The 18919-nt window shown below is 58.7% G+C and carries 16 protein-coding genes, 4 tRNA genes and 1 pseudogene; 13 read left to right on the plus strand and 8 right to left on the minus strand.

Translation table 11 applies throughout. From position 1 onward, the window contains the following. Window positions 1-235: pseudogene (locus AACS24_RS13290) on the plus strand (EamA family transporter); the annotation flags it as partial. A gap of 7 nt (window positions 236-242) precedes the next feature. Here AACS24_RS13290 and AACS24_RS13295 read toward each other — a convergent pair. Together AACS24_RS13295 and AACS24_RS13300 are read right to left on the minus strand one after the other, a co-directional pair. After that, on the minus strand, window positions 243-1106 hold the full coding sequence (locus AACS24_RS13295) for a GGDEF domain-containing protein (protein WP_181364175.1): 864 nt from the start codon (window positions 1104-1106) through the stop codon (window positions 243-245). Between the two features lie 70 nt (window positions 1107-1176). Beyond that, the gene (locus AACS24_RS13300) at window positions 1177-1890 is read right to left on the minus strand and encodes a 3-deoxy-D-manno-octulosonic acid kinase (RefSeq protein ID WP_033115306.1); all 714 of its coding nucleotides are present in this window, start codon (window positions 1888-1890) and stop codon (window positions 1177-1179) included. 200 nt (window positions 1891-2090) lie between these two features. On the opposite strand from AACS24_RS13300, the gene AACS24_RS13305 reads away from it, so the two are divergent. The 8 genes from AACS24_RS13305 (at window position 2091) to AACS24_RS13340 (ending at window position 10060) form a co-directional block, all read left to right on the plus strand. Then, window positions 2091-3146 (plus strand): glycosyltransferase family 9 protein, encoded by a 1056-nt coding sequence (locus AACS24_RS13305; RefSeq protein WP_108571022.1) that lies wholly within the window; start codon window positions 2091-2093, stop codon window positions 3144-3146. 299 nt (window positions 3147-3445) lie between these two features. Continuing rightward, window positions 3446-4072 carry a guanylate kinase gene (gmk, locus tag AACS24_RS13310; protein WP_104016763.1) on the plus strand — a complete coding sequence of 209 codons (627 nt, stop codon included), beginning with the start codon at window positions 3446-3448 and terminating at the stop codon, window positions 4070-4072. Between the two features lie 80 nt (window positions 4073-4152). Then, on the plus strand, window positions 4153-4428 hold the full coding sequence (gene rpoZ, locus AACS24_RS13315) for a DNA-directed RNA polymerase subunit omega (protein WP_026456240.1): 276 nt from the start codon (window positions 4153-4155) through the stop codon (window positions 4426-4428). A 136-nt stretch (window positions 4429-4564) separates the two neighbouring features. Further along, window positions 4565-6682 (plus strand): bifunctional GTP diphosphokinase/guanosine-3',5'-bis pyrophosphate 3'-pyrophosphohydrolase, encoded by a 2118-nt coding sequence (gene spoT / locus AACS24_RS13320; protein WP_108570975.1) that lies wholly within the window; start codon window positions 4565-4567, stop codon window positions 6680-6682. Window positions 6683-6727: 45 nt separating this feature from the next. Further along, complete coding sequence (trmH, locus tag AACS24_RS13325) at window positions 6728-7459, plus strand: tRNA (guanosine(18)-2'-O)-methyltransferase TrmH (protein WP_108570976.1); 732 nt, start codon at window positions 6728-6730, stop codon at window positions 7457-7459. Beyond that, the gene (locus tag AACS24_RS13330; protein ID WP_108570977.1) at window positions 7459-8118 is read left to right on the plus strand and encodes a CatB-related O-acetyltransferase; all 660 of its coding nucleotides are present in this window, start codon (window positions 7459-7461) and stop codon (window positions 8116-8118) included. Before trmH ends, AACS24_RS13330 begins: the two co-directional genes overlap by 1 nt. Further along, window positions 8118-9158, plus strand: a complete 1041-nt coding sequence (locus AACS24_RS13335) for an alpha/beta fold hydrolase (protein WP_108570978.1) — start codon at window positions 8118-8120, stop codon at window positions 9156-9158. The genes AACS24_RS13330 and AACS24_RS13335 overlap by 1 nt, the downstream gene beginning before the upstream one ends. 89 nt (window positions 9159-9247) lie before the next feature. Then, window positions 9248-10060, plus strand: a complete 813-nt coding sequence (locus tag AACS24_RS13340) for a Cof-type HAD-IIB family hydrolase (RefSeq protein WP_108570979.1) — start codon at window positions 9248-9250, stop codon at window positions 10058-10060. Between the two features lie 33 nt (window positions 10061-10093). Here AACS24_RS13340 and AACS24_RS13345 read toward each other — a convergent pair whose 3' ends face one another. The 6 genes from AACS24_RS13345 to AACS24_RS13370 all read right to left on the minus strand — a co-directional run bounded on the left by AACS24_RS13345 (window position 10094) and on the right by AACS24_RS13370 (window position 11746). Then, the gene (locus AACS24_RS13345; RefSeq protein WP_258222933.1) at window positions 10094-10636 is read right to left on the minus strand and encodes an RICIN domain-containing protein; all 543 of its coding nucleotides are present in this window, start codon (window positions 10634-10636) and stop codon (window positions 10094-10096) included. Continuing rightward, window positions 10633-11115, minus strand: a complete 483-nt coding sequence (locus AACS24_RS13350) for a ricin-type beta-trefoil lectin domain protein (protein ID WP_181364177.1) — start codon at window positions 11113-11115, stop codon at window positions 10633-10635. Before AACS24_RS13350 ends, AACS24_RS13345 begins: the two co-directional genes overlap by 4 nt. A gap of 181 nt (window positions 11116-11296) precedes the next feature. After that, a tRNA-Pro gene (locus tag AACS24_RS13355) sits at window positions 11297-11373 on the minus strand. A 63-nt stretch (window positions 11374-11436) separates the two neighbouring features. Next, window positions 11437-11522, minus strand: a tRNA-Leu gene (locus AACS24_RS13360). Between the two features lie 20 nt (window positions 11523-11542). Further along, window positions 11543-11618 (minus strand) — tRNA-His (locus tag AACS24_RS13365). Window positions 11619-11669: 51 nt separating this feature from the next. Continuing rightward, window positions 11670-11746 (minus strand) — tRNA-Arg (locus AACS24_RS13370). Between the two features lie 252 nt (window positions 11747-11998). On the opposite strand from AACS24_RS13370, the gene AACS24_RS13375 reads away from it, so the two are divergent. The 4 genes from AACS24_RS13375 to AACS24_RS13390 all read left to right on the plus strand — a co-directional run bounded on the left by AACS24_RS13375 (window position 11999) and on the right by AACS24_RS13390 (window position 18908). Beyond that, window positions 11999-12595: a TetR/AcrR family transcriptional regulator gene (locus AACS24_RS13375; RefSeq protein ID WP_033115274.1), complete on the plus strand. Its 597-nt coding sequence runs from the start codon at window positions 11999-12001 to the stop codon at window positions 12593-12595. Further along, window positions 12592-13725, plus strand: coding sequence for an efflux RND transporter periplasmic adaptor subunit (locus AACS24_RS13380; protein WP_108570980.1), 1134 nt, complete (start codon window positions 12592-12594; stop codon window positions 13723-13725). Before AACS24_RS13375 ends, AACS24_RS13380 begins: the two co-directional genes overlap by 4 nt. 15 nt (window positions 13726-13740) lie before the next feature. Then, complete coding sequence (locus AACS24_RS13385) at window positions 13741-16821, plus strand: multidrug efflux RND transporter permease subunit (RefSeq protein ID WP_108570981.1); 3081 nt, start codon at window positions 13741-13743, stop codon at window positions 16819-16821. Window positions 16822-16940: 119 nt separating this feature from the next. Beyond that, window positions 16941-18908 carry an ATP-binding protein gene (locus AACS24_RS13390; RefSeq protein ID WP_108570982.1) on the plus strand — a complete coding sequence of 656 codons (1968 nt, stop codon included), beginning with the start codon at window positions 16941-16943 and terminating at the stop codon, window positions 18906-18908. The last annotated feature ends 11 nt before the right edge of the window (window positions 18909-18919 follow it).

Raw genomic sequence — 18919 nt, forward strand, 5'->3', positions numbered from 1 at the left:
GCTATGGCTGGGGGTGGGCGCTTCGGGGCTGGGCTACTTCCTGTGGAACAAGGGGGCAACGCTGGTCAGCAGCGGGGTGCTGGCCATCATGAACAATGCGCTCATTCCGGCCGGCTTGCTGGTCAATCTGCTGATCTGGGGCAAGGATACCGATTTGACCAGACTGGCCATCGGCGGCGTGCTGATGCTGGCATCCCTCAAGGTGTGCCAGCATCGCAAGGTCACTTCATCCTGAGTGATAACTAGCCGACGACGGCGTTGCGCTCCCGTCTGGCCTGACCATGGCAGGTGGCCAGCCGGGCCAGCAGATGGTCAAGCTGCTCGCCGGGCTGGCTCTGTACCAGTCCGATACTGACGGTCACCGGCCGCTGTGGCAGCAGGCTGGCATCGGCAATTTCGAGGCGCAGCCGTTCGGCGATCTCCAGCCCCTTCATCCGCTCGGTGCGGGAGAGCATCAGAATAAAGCCATCCTCATCCCAGCGGGCGAAGGGATCTTCGCGGCGCAGCTCGTGGCGCACGATGCGCGCCAGCTTGGCCAGCATGGCGTCACAGGCAACCTCGCCAAAGAGCTGGCGGATCTTGGCCATGTGATCGACGGAGAACTGCAGCAGACTGAAACTCCCCCCCTCGGCCAACAACCTCTCCTCCAGCAGTTGCTCGAAGCGGCTGCGACTCTCCAGCCCAGTCAGCGGATCGGTGCCGTGCCGCTCTTCCACCAGCACGACGGCGGGATCGAGATGGCGCACCACGCCAAGCAGATGGCCCCGCTCGTCACGGCGGATCCTCTCTTCCAGCCGGATGTAATGGCCGTGGTGGTGAAGAATGCGATATTCGAGGCGCAGACCGCTGCTGCGGCCGCTCTGGCAGGCGCTCAGGGCATCTGCCAGCCGGGCAACGTCGTCGGGATGCACCCGCTCCAGCCAGCCGAGATCATCCGGCCAGCTTTCGCCAAGCCCCAGCAGGCGCAGGCAGGAGGGATCGCGGCGCAGTCCCTGTTGCGGGGACCAGGTCCAGATCCCGGCCTCCAGCAGCGCCATGGCATCGAACAGCAGACCCGGATCAAGCCGGGCGGTGACATCCACCAAAGGTGTCTTGAGCATTTCCATGGGGCACCTCGAAACCGAATCTGAAGAGCTGATTCATAAGTAACATTGGCCATGGCGGCGAGCAACAGGGTCAGCTCGCTTTTCCGTGATAACCCTCCATCAGGGTTTGCCAGTTGTCCGGTACGAAGTGGAAGCTGGTGTGCAGTTGGGACTCCTTGTTGAAGGAACGCAATAGCCGCTCCAGATTGCCCTTCTGCCACTCGCCGGGGGAGCGGATCGCCCCCTTGTCGAAGTCGATCACCCACACCTTCTCATCCTGATCGAGCAGCAGGTTGTGGCTGTTGAGATCGGCGTGGTAGACCCCGGCATCGTGCAGCTGGCGTACCGTCTGGCCAATCTTGTACCACACCTCGCTGGCAACCGGCCCCTGCTTGAGCAGGGCGACCATGTCCTTGGCACCGCGAATACGCTCGATCAGGATGTCGGCGCGATAAAATGGGCCCTGTTTGGCCATCCGTGCACCAAACGGACGCGGCACCGGCAACCCCAGCTCGCACAACTTGGCCAGCAGGGTGTATTCCGCCATGGCGCGGCTCGATTCGACCCCTTCGAACCAGAAGCGATCCCGCACCACCTTGCCCACCATGCCGCCGCGATAGTAGTGGCGCAGCACCAGATGGCGGGACTCATCCTTGACGAACCAGGTCACGCCGCGGCCAATGGAGGTTCCCACCACCTGACGGTTGTTCTGCCACCAGGCCGGTTCGAATAACTGGGAAGTGGGGTCACGAAAGGCCCCTTCGGCGAACCAGCAAACCTGGTTGTGTTCGGTCTGTATCAGCATCATGGAGATCCCGCTCGGTGGGTCGTTGATCGCCCCTGTTTATGGGCGATGAGGCTGCGACTGTGGCATGCCCGCAACATGTGCCAGCCATGGCGGCTATTCGGGTGGCGAAGCCCGGCTGACGATTGCGCGCAATTTTACAATCCAGAGGGGAGTTTGCATAATGCCATCCACCCTTTTTGCCAGCCGTGCGCCACATCATGCCGCTATTTCAAACGCCTCCCTCCTCCATCTGCATTCTGCGGCTCTCCGCCATTGGCGACTGCTGCCACGCGCTGGCGCTGGTGCGCGTCATCCAGCGGGAGTGGCCGCAAACCCGCATCACCTGGATCACCGGCAAAATCGAAGCAACCCTGTTTGCCGATCTGCCCGGTGTCGAGGTGATCGCCTTCGACAAGAGCAAGGGGTGGCGCGGCTATCGCGACCTGTGGCAGACCCTCAAGGGACGTCAGTTTGATGCCCTGCTGCATCTGCAGGCGGCCATGCGGGCCAGCATCGCCACCCTCGGCATCAAGGCCAAGGTCAAACTCGGGTTTGATCGGGAGCGAGCCAACGACGGCCAGTGGCTGTTCACCAACCACAAGGTGCCCTCGCCCGCCTCTCCCCACGTGCTGGACGGTTTCCTCGCCTTTGCCAAAGAGCTCGGCATCAAGGATCTGACGCCGGATTGGCAGCTGCCCATCAGCGCCGAGCATCAGGCTTGGGCAAAGGAGAAGATTGGCGGCAAACCTACCCTGCTGCTCTGCGCCGCCGCCAGCAAGGCATTCAAGAACTGGACGGCTGCGGGCTATGCCGCGCTGGCGGATCACGCCGCCAACAAGGGTTTTCAGGTCTACCTCTGTGGCGGGCCAGCCAAACTGGAGCGGGATCTGGCCGCCGAGATCCGGCAACTCAGCCAGAGCCAACCGGTCGATCTGGTTGGCCAGACCAACCTCAAGCAGCTGTTGGCGCTGATTGGTGAGGCGAGTCTGGTGCTGGCCCCCGACACCGGCCCGACCCATATGGCCACCATTGTCGGCACACCGGTGATCGGCCTCTATGCCCACCACAATCCGGCCCGCACCGGCCCCTATCTCTGCCGGGATTATGTCGTCAGCGTCTATCAGACCCTGATCGAGCAGGAGACCGGCAAGCCGCTGGCCGAGCTCGGCTGGCGCACCCGTCTCAAGGATCCCGATGCCATGAGCAAAATCACCAGCGAGCAGGTGATCGCCGCCTTCGATCGCCTCTGCGCCGATCGCCACCTGCCTGACTGAAAGCAGCTCGGAAATCCCGAGCAGTGAGGCAGGGATAACCTGATGGCCCCATGCCGGAGCGACTGGCAGAATAACGACCGATGTGGGTTACGCTCCCGCAACAAGCTACGAACACTTTGATCGGCCGGAATATGATTCCGGCCGTTTTTTTATTCGCCACCTTCTGTTAAAATTCGCCGCCTTTACATCCCCCTGATCCAAGAATTTATCCGCATCATGCGTTTGGCTGTCTCCCTTTCGGGCACAAGACGGCGGCCTCTGCTACAACCAAAATGCGGGTTCCGATTAAAGGTAATAACATGGCGCAACAAGGCACTCTCTATATCATCTCCTCCCCGAGCGGCGCAGGTAAATCCAGTCTGCTCAACGCCTTGCTGACCAACCACAATCAAGCTGGCAAGATGCAGCTGTCGGTCTCCCACACCACGCGCGCCACCCGCCCCGGCGAAGAGCACGGTGTGCACTACCACTTCGTCAAGGTGGAAGAGTTCAAGGAGCTGATCGCTCGCGGTGATTTTCTGGAGTGGGCCGAGGTATTCGGCAACTACTACGGCACCTCCCGCGCCGCCATCGAAGCCTGTCTGGCGCAGGGAATTGACGTATTCCTCGACATCGACTGGCAGGGCGCCCGCCAGATCCGCGAACTGATGCCGACCAAGTCCATCTTCATCCTGCCTCCCAGCCGTGAAGAGCTGGAACGCCGCCTGATTGGCCGCGGTCAGGACAGCGCAGAAGTGATCGCCGGCCGGATGGCAAAAGCCATTGCCGAAATGGTGCACTACGACGAATATGACTATGTGATTATCAACGAAGAGTTCGAGCAGGCACTGTTCCAGCTCAGAGCCATTATTGAGTGCCAACGGCTGGAGATGCGTCATCAACAGCAGGCACAACAAAACTTGCTGCAACAGTTACTGGCAGAATAAGCCAAAAACGAGTAAACTTTTGCGTCATTTTTAAACACCGCTTTTCTAAACACAGAAAGCCCACATAACTGGAGTCCTGCATGGCACGCGTTACTGTAGAAGATGCTGTAAAACAGGTTGGTAACCGTTTTGACCTGGTGCTGGTCGCCGCACGCCGCGCCCGTCAAATCGCGGTTCAAGGCAAAGATCCGCTGGTTGAAGAAGAGAACGACAAACCGACCGTGATCGCCCTGCGTGAGATCGAACTGGGTCTGGTGAACAACCAGGTTATGGACACCCAGGACCGCTACGAGCAGCAAGAACAGGAAGCCGCCGAGCTGGCTGCCGTTGCTGCCATCGCCGAAGGCCGCGGTTAAGTCACTCTTTCCCCATAGTCGGCACCCGCCCGGGTGCCGACTGTTCATCCCCATTTACAACCGCTCGAAAACCTCGCAAACTCAGGTCTACACGCTCAACTCCACGAATTGCCGTTTCACCGCTGCGGGGACTGTCTTGTATTTATTTGAAAATCTTAAAGAAATAGCCAGTTCCTACCTGCCGCCCGAGCAGGTCGAGAAGCTCAGGCAAGCCTATGTGGTGGCCCGTGATGCTCACCAGGGACAGATGCGTTCCAGTGGCGAGCCCTATATTACCCACCCCGTCGCCGTTGCCCGAATTCTGGGCGATATGCGCCTCGATCATGAAACCCTGATGGCCGCCGTGCTGCACGACGTCATCGAGGATACCCCGATCACCAAGGCCGATCTGGCCGAACAGTTTGGCGATGCGGTCGCCGAGCTGGTAGCCGGGGTCTCCAAGCTCGACAAGCTGAAGTTTCGCGATCGCAAGGAGGCTCAGGCTGAGAACTTCCGCAAGATGGTGATGGCGATGACCCAGGATATCCGGGTCATTCTGATCAAGCTGGCCGACCGCACCCACAATATGCGCACGCTGGGCTCGCTGCGACCGGACAAGCGCCGCCGCATTGCCCGTGAAACCCTCGAAATCTTCGCCCCCATTGCCAACCGCCTCGGTATTCACACCATGAAGAACGAGCTGGAAGAGCTGGGCTTCGAGGCGCTCTATCCGATGCGATCCCGCGTGCTGCGCGAATCGGTGCGCCGCGCCCGTGGCAATCGCCGCGAGATTATCGACTCCATCCAGAGCGAAATCAGCGGGCGCCTGCGTGAAGCGGGGATTGAGCATCAGGTCAGTGGCCGCGAGAAGAACCTGTTCTCCATCTACAACAAGATGGAGAAAAAAGAGCTGCAATTTCATGAGGTAATGGATATCTACGCCTTTCGGGTCAAAGTGAAGGACATAGATACCTGTTACCGGGTGCTGGGGCAGATGCACAGCCTCTACAAGCCGCGCCCCGGCCGCTTCAAGGATTACATCGCCATCCCCAAGACCAACGGCTACCAGTCGCTGCACACCTCGCTGGTGGGGCCGCACGGGGTGCCGGTGGAGGTGCAAATCCGCACCGAGTTCATGGATCAGATGGCCGACAAGGGGGTTGCCGCCCACTGGGCCTACAAGCAGGATGGCGACAGCTCGGGCACCACCGCCCAGATCCGCGCCCAGCGCTGGATGCAGAGCCTGCTGGAATTGCAGCAAAGCGCTGGCAGCTCCTTTGAATTTATCGAAGGGGTCAAAACTGACCTCTTCCCCGACGAAATCTACGTCTTTACCCCCGAAGGGCGCATCATGGAGCTGCCTGCTGGCGCCACGCCGGTGGACTTTGCCTATACGGTGCACACCGACATCGGCCACGCCTGCGTCGGTTCGCGGGTCGACCGTCACCCCTACCCGCTCAGCAGCCCGCTGCACTCGGGTCAGACGGTGGAGATCATCACGGCGCCGGGCGCCCGTCCCAACGCGGCATGGCTCAACTTCGTGGTGACCACCAAGGCGCGCTCCAAGATCCGCCAGTTCCTCAAGAACCTGCGCACCGAAGAGTCGGTGGTGCTGGGTCGCCGCCTGCTCAACCATGCGCTGGGCGCCAAGAATATCGAAGACATTCCCGAGCCGCGCATCAAACAGGTGCTGGCCGATACCAAGCACGAGAACCTGCAGGGGCTGCTGGCCGATGTGGGCCTCGGCAACGCCATGAGTGTCATGGTGGCGCGCCGCATGCTGGGGGATGAACTGCCGCCGGAAGAACAGCCCAAAACCAGCAGCAAGAAGATGCCGATCAAGGGTGCCGACGGCATGCTGGTCACCTTCGCCAACTGCTGCCGCCCGATCCCGGGGGATGCCATCATCGCCCACATCAGCCCGGGCAAGGGACTGGTGATCCACCAGGAGTCCTGCCGCAATATCAAGGGCTACAGCAAGGAGCCGGACAAGTACCTGCCGGTGCAGTGGGAAGTGGACAAAGAGCAGGAACAGGAGTTCCGCACCGGCATCAGCATCGAGATCATCAACCATCAGGGTGCACTGGCCGAGCTGGCCAACGTGATTGCCGCCACCGGCGCCAACATTCACGCCATCAGCACCGAAGAGAAGGATGGCCGGGTCTATCAGGTGAGCCTGCTCATCACCACCAAGAGCCGCATCCATCTGGCCAACATCATGCGCAAGATCCGCGTGATGCCCAACGTGCTCAAGGTGAGCCGGCAAAAGAACTGATCACACAGGCGGCGCAAGCCGCCTGCTGCTTTTTAAGAGACAACCATGACCCCCGAACGCTTCAAGCGCATCACCGATATGCTGGCCCAGCGTCAGCTCGATTTGACCGTCTGTATGGAAGAGGTACACAAACCTCACAATCTGGCTGCCATCGTGCGTACCGCCGATGCCATCGGCATCCACCGGGTACACGCCGTCTGGCCCAAGACCTGGATCCACAAGCGCAAGGGCACCGCCCGCGGCAGCCAGAACTGGGTGGATGTAAAACTGCACCCGGACATCGGCAGCGCTGTTGCCGAGCTGAAAGCCTCCGGCATGCAGATCCTGGCGACCCATCTCTCCGACAGCTCGGTCGATTTTCGCGCCATCGACTACACCAAACCGACCGCCATTCTGGTGGGTCAGGAAAAGCATGGCATCGGTGAAGAGGCGCTGGCCCTGGCCGATCACCATATCGTCATCCCCATGGTGGGCATGGTGCAGTCCCTCAACGTCTCGGTGGCCGCAGCCGCCATCCTCTACGAAGCGCAGCGCCAGCGCGAGCTGGCCGGTTGCTATCAGCGCGGTTGCCCACTGAGTGCGGAGGAACAGAACAGCATTCTGTTCGAGGGGGGATATCCCATCTATGCCCAGCTCTGCAAGGAGAAGGAGATGCCCTACCCCCAGCTCGGCCCTAGCGGTGAAATTCTGGCGGACGAGGCGTGGTGGCAGCAGATGCAGCTGACCCGCAAAGGTTGGGCACAGCAGAGCGAGCAGGACGATCCGCAGGAGGAGTGATGGAGAACCCTTTTGGCAGCTGGCTGGAGTCCCGCATTATCCGGGATCACCTGACCAACCCGAACATAGAGGCCGGCGACTACAGCTACTACTCCGGCTATTACCACGGCAAGCCGTTTGAAGATCACTGCGTACGCTACCTGCTCGGCGATGGCTCGACCCGCGAAACCTGGGAGAGCGGCCTCTGGGGCGAGGTGGATCGGCTGCTCATCGGCAAGTTCTGCTCTATCGGCTCGGGCGCCACCTTCATGCTGGCAGGCAATCAGGGCCACCGGCTGGATTGGGTCTCCACCTTCCCGTTCAACCCTGATACCTTCGGCGAAGGGGCCCGTAGCGGCTTTCTGCGCAAGGGAGATACCCGGATCGGCAACGATGTCTGGATCGGCTCGGAAGCGATGATCATGCCCGGCATCACCATCGGTGATGGCGCCGTCATCGCCACCCGCGCCGTGGTGACCAAGGATGTGGCCCCTTACACCATAGTCGGCGGCAACCCGGCCCAACCGATCCGCCGCCGTTTCAGCGATGAGCAGATCGCCATGCTGCAAGAGATGCAGTGGTGGGACTGGCCTCTACCCACCCTACAAAGCGCCATGTCGCTGCTCTGCTCCGGCGACATCGCAATGCTCTATCAATACTGGCAAACGGAGTGTGCCTGATGAAATCCCTCTCGATTCCCCTGTTGGCCCTGACCCTGTTTTCTGCCGGAGCCCTTGCCGTGACCAATCCCTATGCGCTGACTAGCGAAGCCGATGTGCCCACCCTCTACCAGCAAACTCTGCCCGACTTCTGGCGCCAGCATGCCATAGAGGGAGAGTTCAAGGGCAAGGATGGCGTCGCCATCCGCTATGCCGCGTTGCGGCAGGAGAAGGTTGATCGCGCCATCCTGATCGTCAACGGCCGGGTAGAAAGCTACCTCAAGTATCAGGAGCTGGCGTGGGATCTCTGGCGCCAGGGCTACAGCCTCTACCTTATCGACCATCGTGGTCAGGGGATGTCCGGCCGCATGCTGAGCGACCATGACAAGGGATATGTCGACCAGTTCGACGATTATGTCGTCGATCTGAAGCAGTTTCACGACCAGATAATCATGGCGGACAAGCCCGCCAAGCTGTTCCTGCTGGCTCACTCCATGGGGGGTGCCATCTCTGCCCGCTATCTGGAGCGCTGGCCGGATGATATCCGCGCCGCCGTGCTCTCCTCCCCCATGATGGGCATCAATCTGGGCGGCCTGCCCAAATGGCTGGCCAAGGGACTGGCCACCACCATAGGCACGGTCGGCGGCTGGTTTGGCGAACCACCCTATGGGCCGGGTCAGGGCCCCTATCAGGACCATGGCTTTGCCGATAACGAGCTGACTCACAGCCACTCCCGCTATCAGGCTTTCCGCCAGATGTATGAGCAGCACCCGCAGATCAAGCTGGGGGGGGCCACTGCCCACTGGATTTATCAGGGGATCACAGGTGCCGATGCCGCCATCGCCGATGCGGGCGCCATCAAGACGCCGCTGCTGCTACTGCAGGCTGGCAACGACAGCGTGGTGGATAACGCGGCGCAGGATGCGTTTTGCACCAAAGCCAGCTGCGAAGGGGGCAAACCGCTGCGTATCGAGGGGGCCTGGCACGAGCTGTTTATCGAATCCGACGACAAGCGCCAGCCTGCACTGACCGCCATGCTCGATTTCTTCGCCCGCTACTAGGCTGGCTATTTTTTGTAACCCTAAATAAATGGGGTGACCATGCAGGCTGGGGTAAACTGCCCCCGCTTTCAATTGATGCCGAGGTAAAGATGTTCAAGGTAGTTGTATCCGATCTCGATGGAACTCTGCTCAACAAGCAGCACCAGATCTCCTCCCGCACCCGGGAGACCGTCCGCCGTCTGGTTGAGCAGGGCGTGAAATTCGTGGTCGCCACCGGCCGTCACCACGTCGATGTACGCAGCTTCCGCGATGCACTCGGTCTGGATATCTACCTCATCACCTCCAACGGCGCCGTGGTGCATGACAAACAGGGTAAACTGGTGTTCAACCAGCCGCTGCCGACCGACATCGCCGCCGAGCTGGTTGCGCTCGAACGTGACCCATCCATCCATCTCAACGTCTATCAGGGCGATGACTGGGTGGTCGAGGAGGAACTGCCCTGGTTGCTGCAATTCCACGACGAGTCCGGCTTCACCTATCGTCTGGTCGATGACCTGAAACAGGAGTCGATGGAGCAGATCAACAAGGTCTTCTACATCGGCGACCACGAGAAGCTGCTGAAGATCGAGGCACACCTCAACCAGCGCTACGGCGACCAGCTCAACGTCACCTTCTCCCTGCCGGATTGCCTCGAAGTGATGCACGCTTGCGTCCACAAGGGCAATGCAGTGCGCGCCGTACTGGAGCAACACGGGCTGGAGATGTCCCAGGCCATCGCCTTCGGTGACGGCATGAACGACTTCGAAATGCTGAGCATGGTGGGTCGCGGCATCGTCATGGGTAACGCCCACGACCGCCTGAAAATGGCGCTACCGGAGCATGAGCAAACACTCACCTCCGATGAAGATGGCGTTGCCGTCTATCTGGAGCGCTGTTTCGAACTTGAACCGGTCGCCAGCTAAATAAAAACGGGAACCATCGGGTTCCCGTTTTTATTACTTCCGCCGAAAGCGCTGGTTGTCACCGCCGTGGCACTGCCAGAGGATCAGGGGAGTGCCATTGGCGCTTCCCCCCTGAGCGACATCCAGACAGAGCTTGCTGCTGCGGCTGATGAGCCGCTCTCTCTCCCAGCGCCACTGCTGGTTGTCGCCGCCATGGCAATCCCAGGCAATCACCTTGGCACCGGCATCGCGGCCGCCACCGGCAACATCCAGACACTTGTCGCCAACCCTTATGGCGTTGCCATCAAAACGAAAACGCTGGTTATCCCCGCCGTGACAATCCCATAGCTGCAAGCGGTTGCCATTACGCACACCACCGGCAATATCGAGACATTTGCCATTGGCTGCCACGATTTGCCCACCATGCTCTTCCCGGGCGCGAGCTTCTTTCTTTTCCTGCTTGTGGCCGTAATACGCAGCAGCACCGATGGCGCCAATCACCACAGTGCCCAACAGCAGATCAGAAGAGTCGAGATTCTGGCACCCTCCCAGAGCGAGCGAGAGGCACGCCGCAATCAGAGGTGACGGGCGTATCATTCAATCCCCCCGACCAGAAAGCTCTGGTTGGCCCCACCGTAACAGTCGGCCAGGCGCAGAGGCGTATTCGGGGAGTGACGTCGACCAGCGACGTCCAGACAACGGGAGACCTTGCTGTTAAATAGTTTGTCCTCCTGCCACACCCACTGCGCATGGCCATCGCAGGGCGCCAGCATCAACTCATTGCTGTTTCTGGCCTGCAGGCAGGTCTGCTGCAACTTCAACTCGCCCAGATCCCACTCCAATGGTTGCGCATCTTTATCAGTGCAAACCTGTGTCACCGCCTGCTGGCGGGCAATGCCGACACAAAAGCCGTTGTTGGTTAGCAAAAGCGAGGGGGCAGACTCATTCTTCGGATGGGCAACCACGATAGTGCTCAGCATCTCATCCGTCGATGGCGGTTTAAGGGTACACCCGCCCAGTACCATGGCCGCTATAAGTGCGGGGTAGCGGGAGAAAATCGAAATTCTGTTATGCATAAAAACAAGCCTGAAAGAGGTCTGTGACATCCGGTCACCAAGGACTCCAGCTGGCAGGATAACTGAAGAGAGGTCAAGACTGTCCGGATAGAGTGTAAACAGACGTTACAGCAACGCAGAAAAACGAGGATGGGAGCGGCAGAAAGCAAAAAACCTCGCCTAAGCGAGGTTTTTCAGAATGTGGTCGGTGATAAAGGATTCGAACCTTTGACCCTCTGGTCCCAAACCAGATGCGCTACCGGGCTGCGCTAATCACCGAAAATATTTTGTCTTACAAAAAACAAAGACGACCTGATGGTCATCCTCGTTATACAGCAAGTATGGTGCGAAGAGAGGGACTCGAACCCTCACACCCGGGGGGCACTAACACCTGAAGCTAGCGCGTCTACCAATTCCGCCACCTTCGCGTACCTGACAAGCTGTAAAATGGGGTGGCTGATGGGGCTCGAACCCACGACAACCGGAATCACAATCCGGGACTCTACCAACTGAGCTACAGCCACCACAGCTGTTTTCGTTCTACAACAACGCCCGTTTAACCGGCGCACTTTGGATGGTGCGCCCGACAGGATTCGAACCTGTGACCTCTGCCTCCGGAGGGCAGCGCTCTATCCAGCTGAGCTACGGGCGCTACGCTGTCGAACGGGGCGCAATATTAATGATGGGGGGCATGCTTGTCTACACTTTTTTTGTCCCTTTGCGCCAAGCGTTGTTTTTTCAAACAAACAGAGCGTTTTTGGCTCATTTTTCCCCCAACAACACACCCGCTGGTTCGCCAGGATGATCGCTTCCGGCGCTATTTTCCGTATTAACCATGTTGCTGCCTTGACTTGATCTCTTCCCCACCTAGAATGAATGAACGTTCATTCACGAGTTCATTCTGATGAGTCACGACAAGAAAGAGATCATCTTCAATGCAGCCCACGAGGTGCTGGGTGAACGGGGTTTTCATGGCCTGTCGATCGCCGAAGTCGCCAAGAAAGCCGGCGTCGCTGCCGGCACCATCTATCGCTACTTTAATGACAAGGATGATCTGATTCGACAGTTGCATCAGCACACGATATTGCAGTGCGTGCCGCTGGTCATAAGAGAAGTGAATTTCAATGAAGTTTCATTTCAACAATTTCGACAATTATGGCTCAATATTCATGCCATTTTTGTGAACGAACCCAACGCTCTGAAATGCAAATTACAGTATGAGAGCTCGCCCCTCGGGGCCGAGCTGGCCACCAATCCTGTTCTGCTGTCGGCATGGGAGCCACTGGACAGATTTTTTGAGCGAGGTGTTGAGCAAGAATTGTTTATTGATTTACCGATACGAGCACTCCAGGTATTGAGCCTGGACAGTGTGGTACACCTGGCCCTGCAGTGCGGGGTTCACAAGATCACGCTGACCGAACAACAGTTGGAAACTGTTATTCGTGCCAGCTGGAATGCAATTTTATCTCCCAATACTTCCACCTCAGGAGCCTGTTCATGAAAAAGTGGATGGCCATTATGTTGCTGATAGCGATCGCCTTGTTTGGCAGCGTCATCGGCTTCAATTTGTTTAAACAGAAAATGATTGCCAAATACATGGCCAACCGGCCGGAACCAGACTTCCCGGTAACGGCCATGGTGACCAAGGCGCAGGACTGGATCCCGACCATCGAGGCGATCGGCTTCATCGAGCCGAATCAGGGGGTTACCCTCTCGACCGAGCTGGCCGGTACCATTGATGCCATCACCTTCGAATCAGGCAAGCCGGTCAAGGCTGACCAGCTGCTGCTGAGCCTCGACTCCAGCGTGGAGAAGGCCAATCTGCGCGCCTCCCAGGCCAAGCTGCCGGCGGCAAAAGCCAAATTTGACCGCTTCCAGAACCTCTACAAGACCAGCTCCATCTCCAAAGAGCAGCTGGATGAGGCGGAAGCAGCCTATCGTTCGCTGGAAGCGGATATCGAGAGTCTGAAGGCGACCATTGCCCGTCGTGAAGTCCGCGCCCCCTTCAGCGGCGTGGTCGGTCTGCGCAATGTCTTCCTTGGTCAGTACCTGCAACCGGGTACCGATATCGTGCGTCTGGAAGACACCAGCGTGATGCGTCTGCGTTTCACCGTACCCCAGACCGATATCTCCAAAATCAAGCTGGGCCAGATCATCAAAATCAATGTGGATGCCTATCCCCAGACCCAGTTTGATGGCCATATCACAGCCATCGAGCCTGCCGTCAACTACCAGAGCGGCCTGATCCAGGTGCAGGCAGATATCCCGAACAACGATGGCCAGCTCCGCTCCGGCATGTTTGCCCGCGCCAGCATCATCCTGCCTACCGTACAGAACCAGATCGTGGTGCCGCAGTCTGCCATCTCCTTCACTCTCTATGGTCAAAACGTCTACGTGCTCAAAGAGAGCGAAGAGACCGACAAAGAGGGCAAGAAGGTGATGGTCAAACGCGCCAAGCAGGTAGTCGTCAAGGCGGGTGAGCGCCGTGGCAATGACGTGCACGTGCTCTCCGGTATCCAGGCTGGCGACGAGATCGTACTGTCAGGCCAGGTTCGTCTGAGCAATGACACCAAGGTGCATGTGGTCGAGAACGATGCTCTGGCCGTTCCGGCACAAACCCCGATGCTGTAAGCGCGGAGATCTGCGATGCGATTTACTGACATATTCATAAAACGACCCGTGCTGGCAATCTCGCTCAGCTTCCTGATCGCCCTGCTGGGCTTTCAGGCAGTCTTCAAGATGCAGGTACGGGAATACCCCGAGGTGACCAATACGGTGATCACGGTCAGCACCAGCTATTACGGTGCCAGTGCCGACCTGATCCAGGGATTCATCACCCAGCCGCTCGAACAGGCGGTCGCGCAAGCCGACAACATCGACTTCATGACCTCCTCCAGCCAGCTGGGCAGCTCCACCGTCACCGCGTACATGAAGCTCAACACCGACCCGAATGCCGCGCTGTCTGACATCCTGGCCAAGGTCAACTCGGTGCGCTCCCAGTTGCCCAAAGAGGCGGAAGACCCCTCGGTCACCTCCTCCACCGGTTCAACCACAGCGGTGCTCTACCTCGGTTTCACCAGCCCGGAGCTCAACTCCAGCCAGATCACCGACTATCTGGAGCGGGTTATCAAACCGCAGCTCTTTACCGTCGGCGGGGTCTCCAAGGTTGACCTCTACGGTGGTGTGAAGTTTGCGCTGCGGGTATGGCTGGATCCGGCCAAGATGGCGGCGTTCAATCTGACCGCCAGCGACGTGATGACAGTGCTCAACAGCAACAACTATCAGTCGGCCACGGGTCAGGCGACCGGTTACTTCACCCTCTTCAACGGCAATGCTGAAACGCAGGTCGGTGATATCGAAGAGCTGAAGCGTCTGGTGGTAGCCAGCCGTGACAGCAAGGTGATCCGTCTCTCCGACATCGCCAAGGTCACGATGGAGAAGAGCCACGACGTCTACCGCGCCAGCGCCAACGGCCGCGAAGCCGTGGTTATGGCCGTCAATGCCGCACCGACTGCCAACCCCATCAACATCGCCCACGATGTACTGGAGCTGCTGCCGAGTCTGAAGCGCAACATGCCGAGCACCATGCAGGTGAACGTGCTGTATGACTCAACCATCGCCATCAACGAATCGATCAGCGAGGTTATCAAGACCATTCTGGAAGCGGCCGCCATCGTACTGGTGGTGATTACCCTGTTCCTGGGCTCCTTCCGCGCGGTCATCATCCCAATCATCACCATCCCGCTCAGTCTTATCGGTGTGGTGATGATGATGGACATGTTCGGCTTCTCGATAAACCTGATGACTCTGCTGGCGATGGTACTGGCCATCGGTCTGGTGGTGGATGACGCCATCGTGGTTCTGGAGAACGTGGACCGTCACATCAAGGAGGGTGAAGAGCCCTTCCGGGCAGCCATTATCGGTACTCGCGAAATCGCCGTGCCGGTTATCGCCATGACGGTCACGCTGGCGGCGGTATACGCGCCTATCGCCCTGATGGGCGGTATCACCGGCTCGCTGTTCAAGGAGTTTGCCCTGACCCTGGCGGGCGCCGTGTTCGTCTCGGGCATCATCGCCCTGACCCTGTCGCCGATGATGTGCTCCAAGATGCTCAGAGCCAACGAAACGCCAAGCAAGTTCGAGAGCACAGTCCACCACCTGCTGGAGCGGATGACCGATCGCTATGACCGCATGCTGCACGCCGTGATGCAAAAACGCATCGTGGTAGTGCTCTTTGCCATCATCGTCTTCGCCAGCCTGCCGCTGCTGTTCAAGTTCATTCCGAGCGAACTGGCACCGTCGGAAGATAAAGGGGTAATGGCGGTACTGGGGACAGCCCCCTCCAACGCCAACCTGGACTACATCGAAAACACCATGGCCGATGTGAACAAGATCCTGGATGAGCAGCCGGAAATCGCCTACTCCCAGGTCTTCTCCGGTGTGTTCAACTCCAACCAGGCGTTCGGTATCGCCTCCATGGTGCCCTGGAGCCAGCGTGAAGCGAGCCAGAAAGAGGTGCTGGATCGCGTCGCCAAACTGGTGAAAGACATCCCGGGCATGGCCATCACCACCTTCCAGTTCCCGGAACTGCCGGGTGCTTCCAGCGGTCTGCCGATCCAGTTCGTCATCACTACTCCGAACAGCTTCGAAAGCCTGTTCCTGGTAGCTGGCGAGATGCTCAGCGCAGCCGAGAGCAATGGTCAGTTCGTCTACTCGGATCTCGATCTGAACTACGACTCTGCCACCATGAAGATCAAGATCGACAAAGACAAGGCGGGTGCCTACGGCATCACAATGCAGGACATAGGTATCACCATGGGTACCATGATGGCGGACGGTTACGTCAACCGTATCGACCTGGATGGCCGCTCTTATGAAGTGATCCCGCAGGTCGAGCGCAAATATCGCCTCAACCCGGAATCCATGAAGGGGTACTACGTCCGCGCCGCTGACGGCAAGTCGATCCCGCTGGGCAGCCTGATCAGCATTGAAGTGGTCGGTGAGCCGCGCGCCCTGCCCCACTTCAACCAGCTGAACTCCGCCACCATAGGTGCGGTTCCGGCGCCCGGGGTTGCTATGGGTGATGCCATCAACTGGTTCAAGACCACAGCCGACGAGAAGCTGCCGCAAGGCTATCGCTACGACTTTATGGGTGAAGCTCGCCAGTTCGTTACCGAAGGCAACGCGCTCTACGCCACCTTCGCACTGGCACTGGCCATCATCTTCCTGGTGCTGGCCATCCAGTTCGAATCGGTACGCGACCCACTGGTAATCATGGTATCGGTTCCGCTGGCCATCAGTGGCGCCCTGATCGCGCTGGCATGGGGTCTGGCGACCATGAACATCTACTCCCAGGTGGGCCTCATCACCCTGGTGGGTCTGATTACCAAGCACGGTATTCTGATCTGCGAGGTGGCCAAGGAGGAGCAGCTGTTGCACGGCATGAACCGGATGGAAGCCGTGATGCAGGCCGCCAAGGTACGTCTGCGTCCAATCCTGATGACCACGGCCGCCATGATTGCCGGTCTGATCCCGCTGCTCTATGCAGCAGGTGCAGGTGCCGCCCAGCGGTTCAGTATCGGTATCGTCATCGTGGCCGGTCTGGCCATCGGTACCCTGTTCACCCTCTTCGTACTGCCGGTGATCTACACCTTCCTCGCCTCCGAGCACAAACCGCTGCCGGTCTTTGATGAGACCATTCCGCCCAAGGCAAACAGCGGAAACTAAGCGTTCATCTCAAGCAAAAGGCCCCGTTACGGGGCCTTTTTTATGCTTTGCAGGAAAGACGACATAAGTCCATGAAGCAGTTAAACTAAAAAACATCACATCCAGACCGCAAGGACGCCATGTCAGGACATTTCTTCAAGACCGCCAGGGCCGTCGGCAGTAACGGACTCTCATACCGTCTGCTCTCCTACATTCTGGTCTGCAGTACCGTACTGGCGATGATCATCACTGCACTGCAACTTGCCTGGGATTACCGTAAGGACGTTGCCGTCATCGAAGACAGCATTGGCCAAATCGAGGCCTCTTTTCTGCAGCCTATCGCTGCCAGCTTGTGGAACCTGGATGAAGAGCAGGTGAAGGTGCAGATCGAAGGCATAATGAACCTGCCCAACATGCAGTTCGTGATGGTCAAGGAGATGCTTGGCAACTCCGAAGTCCCGCTGCTGACCCAGGGGGTGGAGCGGGAAAGCTACGACATCTCCCGCGAATTCAATCTCACCTATCAGGGCGAAGTGGTAGGCAAGCTATTCGTAGCCGCCTCGCTGGAGCAGATCTACCAGCGCCTCATCGAGAAATCGGTGCTGATCATGGTCAGCCAGACCATCAAAACACTGGTCGTTTCATTCTGTATCCTGATCATCATTTACTACCTGGTGGTGCGGCACATAAACCGCATCGCCAGCTATGCCCAGAAGTTCAATCTGGATCGGCTCGACATGGAGCTGGAGCTGGAAGGTCGCCCCCTGCCCCGCAAAAAGCCCGATGAGCTGGATACCCTGGTTTCGACTCTCAACCAGATGCGCACCCGGCTGCGCGATGAGCTGCTTGCTCGCCATCAGGCCGTGGAGCAGTTGCAACAGGAGCGCGACTTTTCTGCCACCCTGATCAATTCGGCCAACATGGTCATCTGCTGCATGGAGCCGGATCTCACCATCGCCAGCATCAACCCGGCAGCCATTCTGCTGACCGGCTACCACCAGCAGGAGCTGCTGCAACACAACTGGCTCGATCTCTTTGTCAGCAACGCCCAGCGTCAGGAGCTGAGCAATATTCTCTCGGCAGAAGGTTCACTCGCCGACAAGGTGGTCATCATGCATGACCAGCAAGCCCATGAACTGGTGCTGCAGTGGACCTTTGTCCCCTTCTACGAAGGGCCCAACCTTAAATACCAGATCGGGTTTGGCTACGACATCACCCAACTGAAGAAGGTCGAGCGGGAGATTATCCAGCTCAACGAGCAGCTGGAGGGCAAAGTTGCCGAGCGCACGCGCAGCCTGAGCGAAGCCAACACCCAGCTGGGCAAGGCTTACGACGATCTGAAGCAGGCTCAGCAGACTCTGGTCGAGTCGGAAAAAATGGCTTCGCTCGGTTCACTGGTGGCCGGTGTGGCCCACGAGATCAACACACCGATCGGTATCAGCGTGACCGCCTCCTCCTATCTGCAGGAGCGGGTTGCCGACTTCAAATCGCACATTGAGTCAAAACAGCTGTCACGCTCCTATCTCAACGAGTTCACAGTCAACCTCGACGAGTCCATGCAGCTGCTGCAAGGCAACCTGCGCCGCGCCTCCGAACTGATTGCCAGCTTCAAGCAGGTGGCTGTCGATCAGTCATCGGAAGCCCGCTACAACTTCAGCCTCGCCGACAACCTCCATCAGGTAGTCGTCTCCCTCGGCCACAAGCTGAAAAAGGCCCAGTGCGAGGTCGATATCCAGTGCGATCCCAAGCTGTCTATCTTTTCCTTCCCCGGCAGCTTTACCCAGATCTATTCAAACCTGATCCTCAACTCCATCAACCATGGTTTCGACAACTGGGACAAACCCAAGAAGATCACCATCAAGGTGGAGCAGCAGGGAGAAGAGCTGCTGATCGACTACAGCGACAACGGTCGCGGCATTCCGCCGGAGATATTGCCGCGCATCTTCGATCCGTTTGTCACCTCCAAGCGGGGTCAGGGCGGTAGCGGCCTCGGTACCCACATCATCTACAACCTGGTGGTGCAACTGCTGCGCGGCCGCATCCACTGTGCCAGCGAACCGGGCAACGGCGCCGAGTTCCATATTCGCCTGCCGATCCAACATAACTGAGCGCTGGCTCT

It is taken from the genome of Aeromonas sp. HMWF016 (genome assembly GCF_963878195.1).
In the GTDB taxonomy this organism is placed as follows: Bacteria; Pseudomonadota; Gammaproteobacteria; order Enterobacterales; family Aeromonadaceae; genus Aeromonas; species Aeromonas lacus.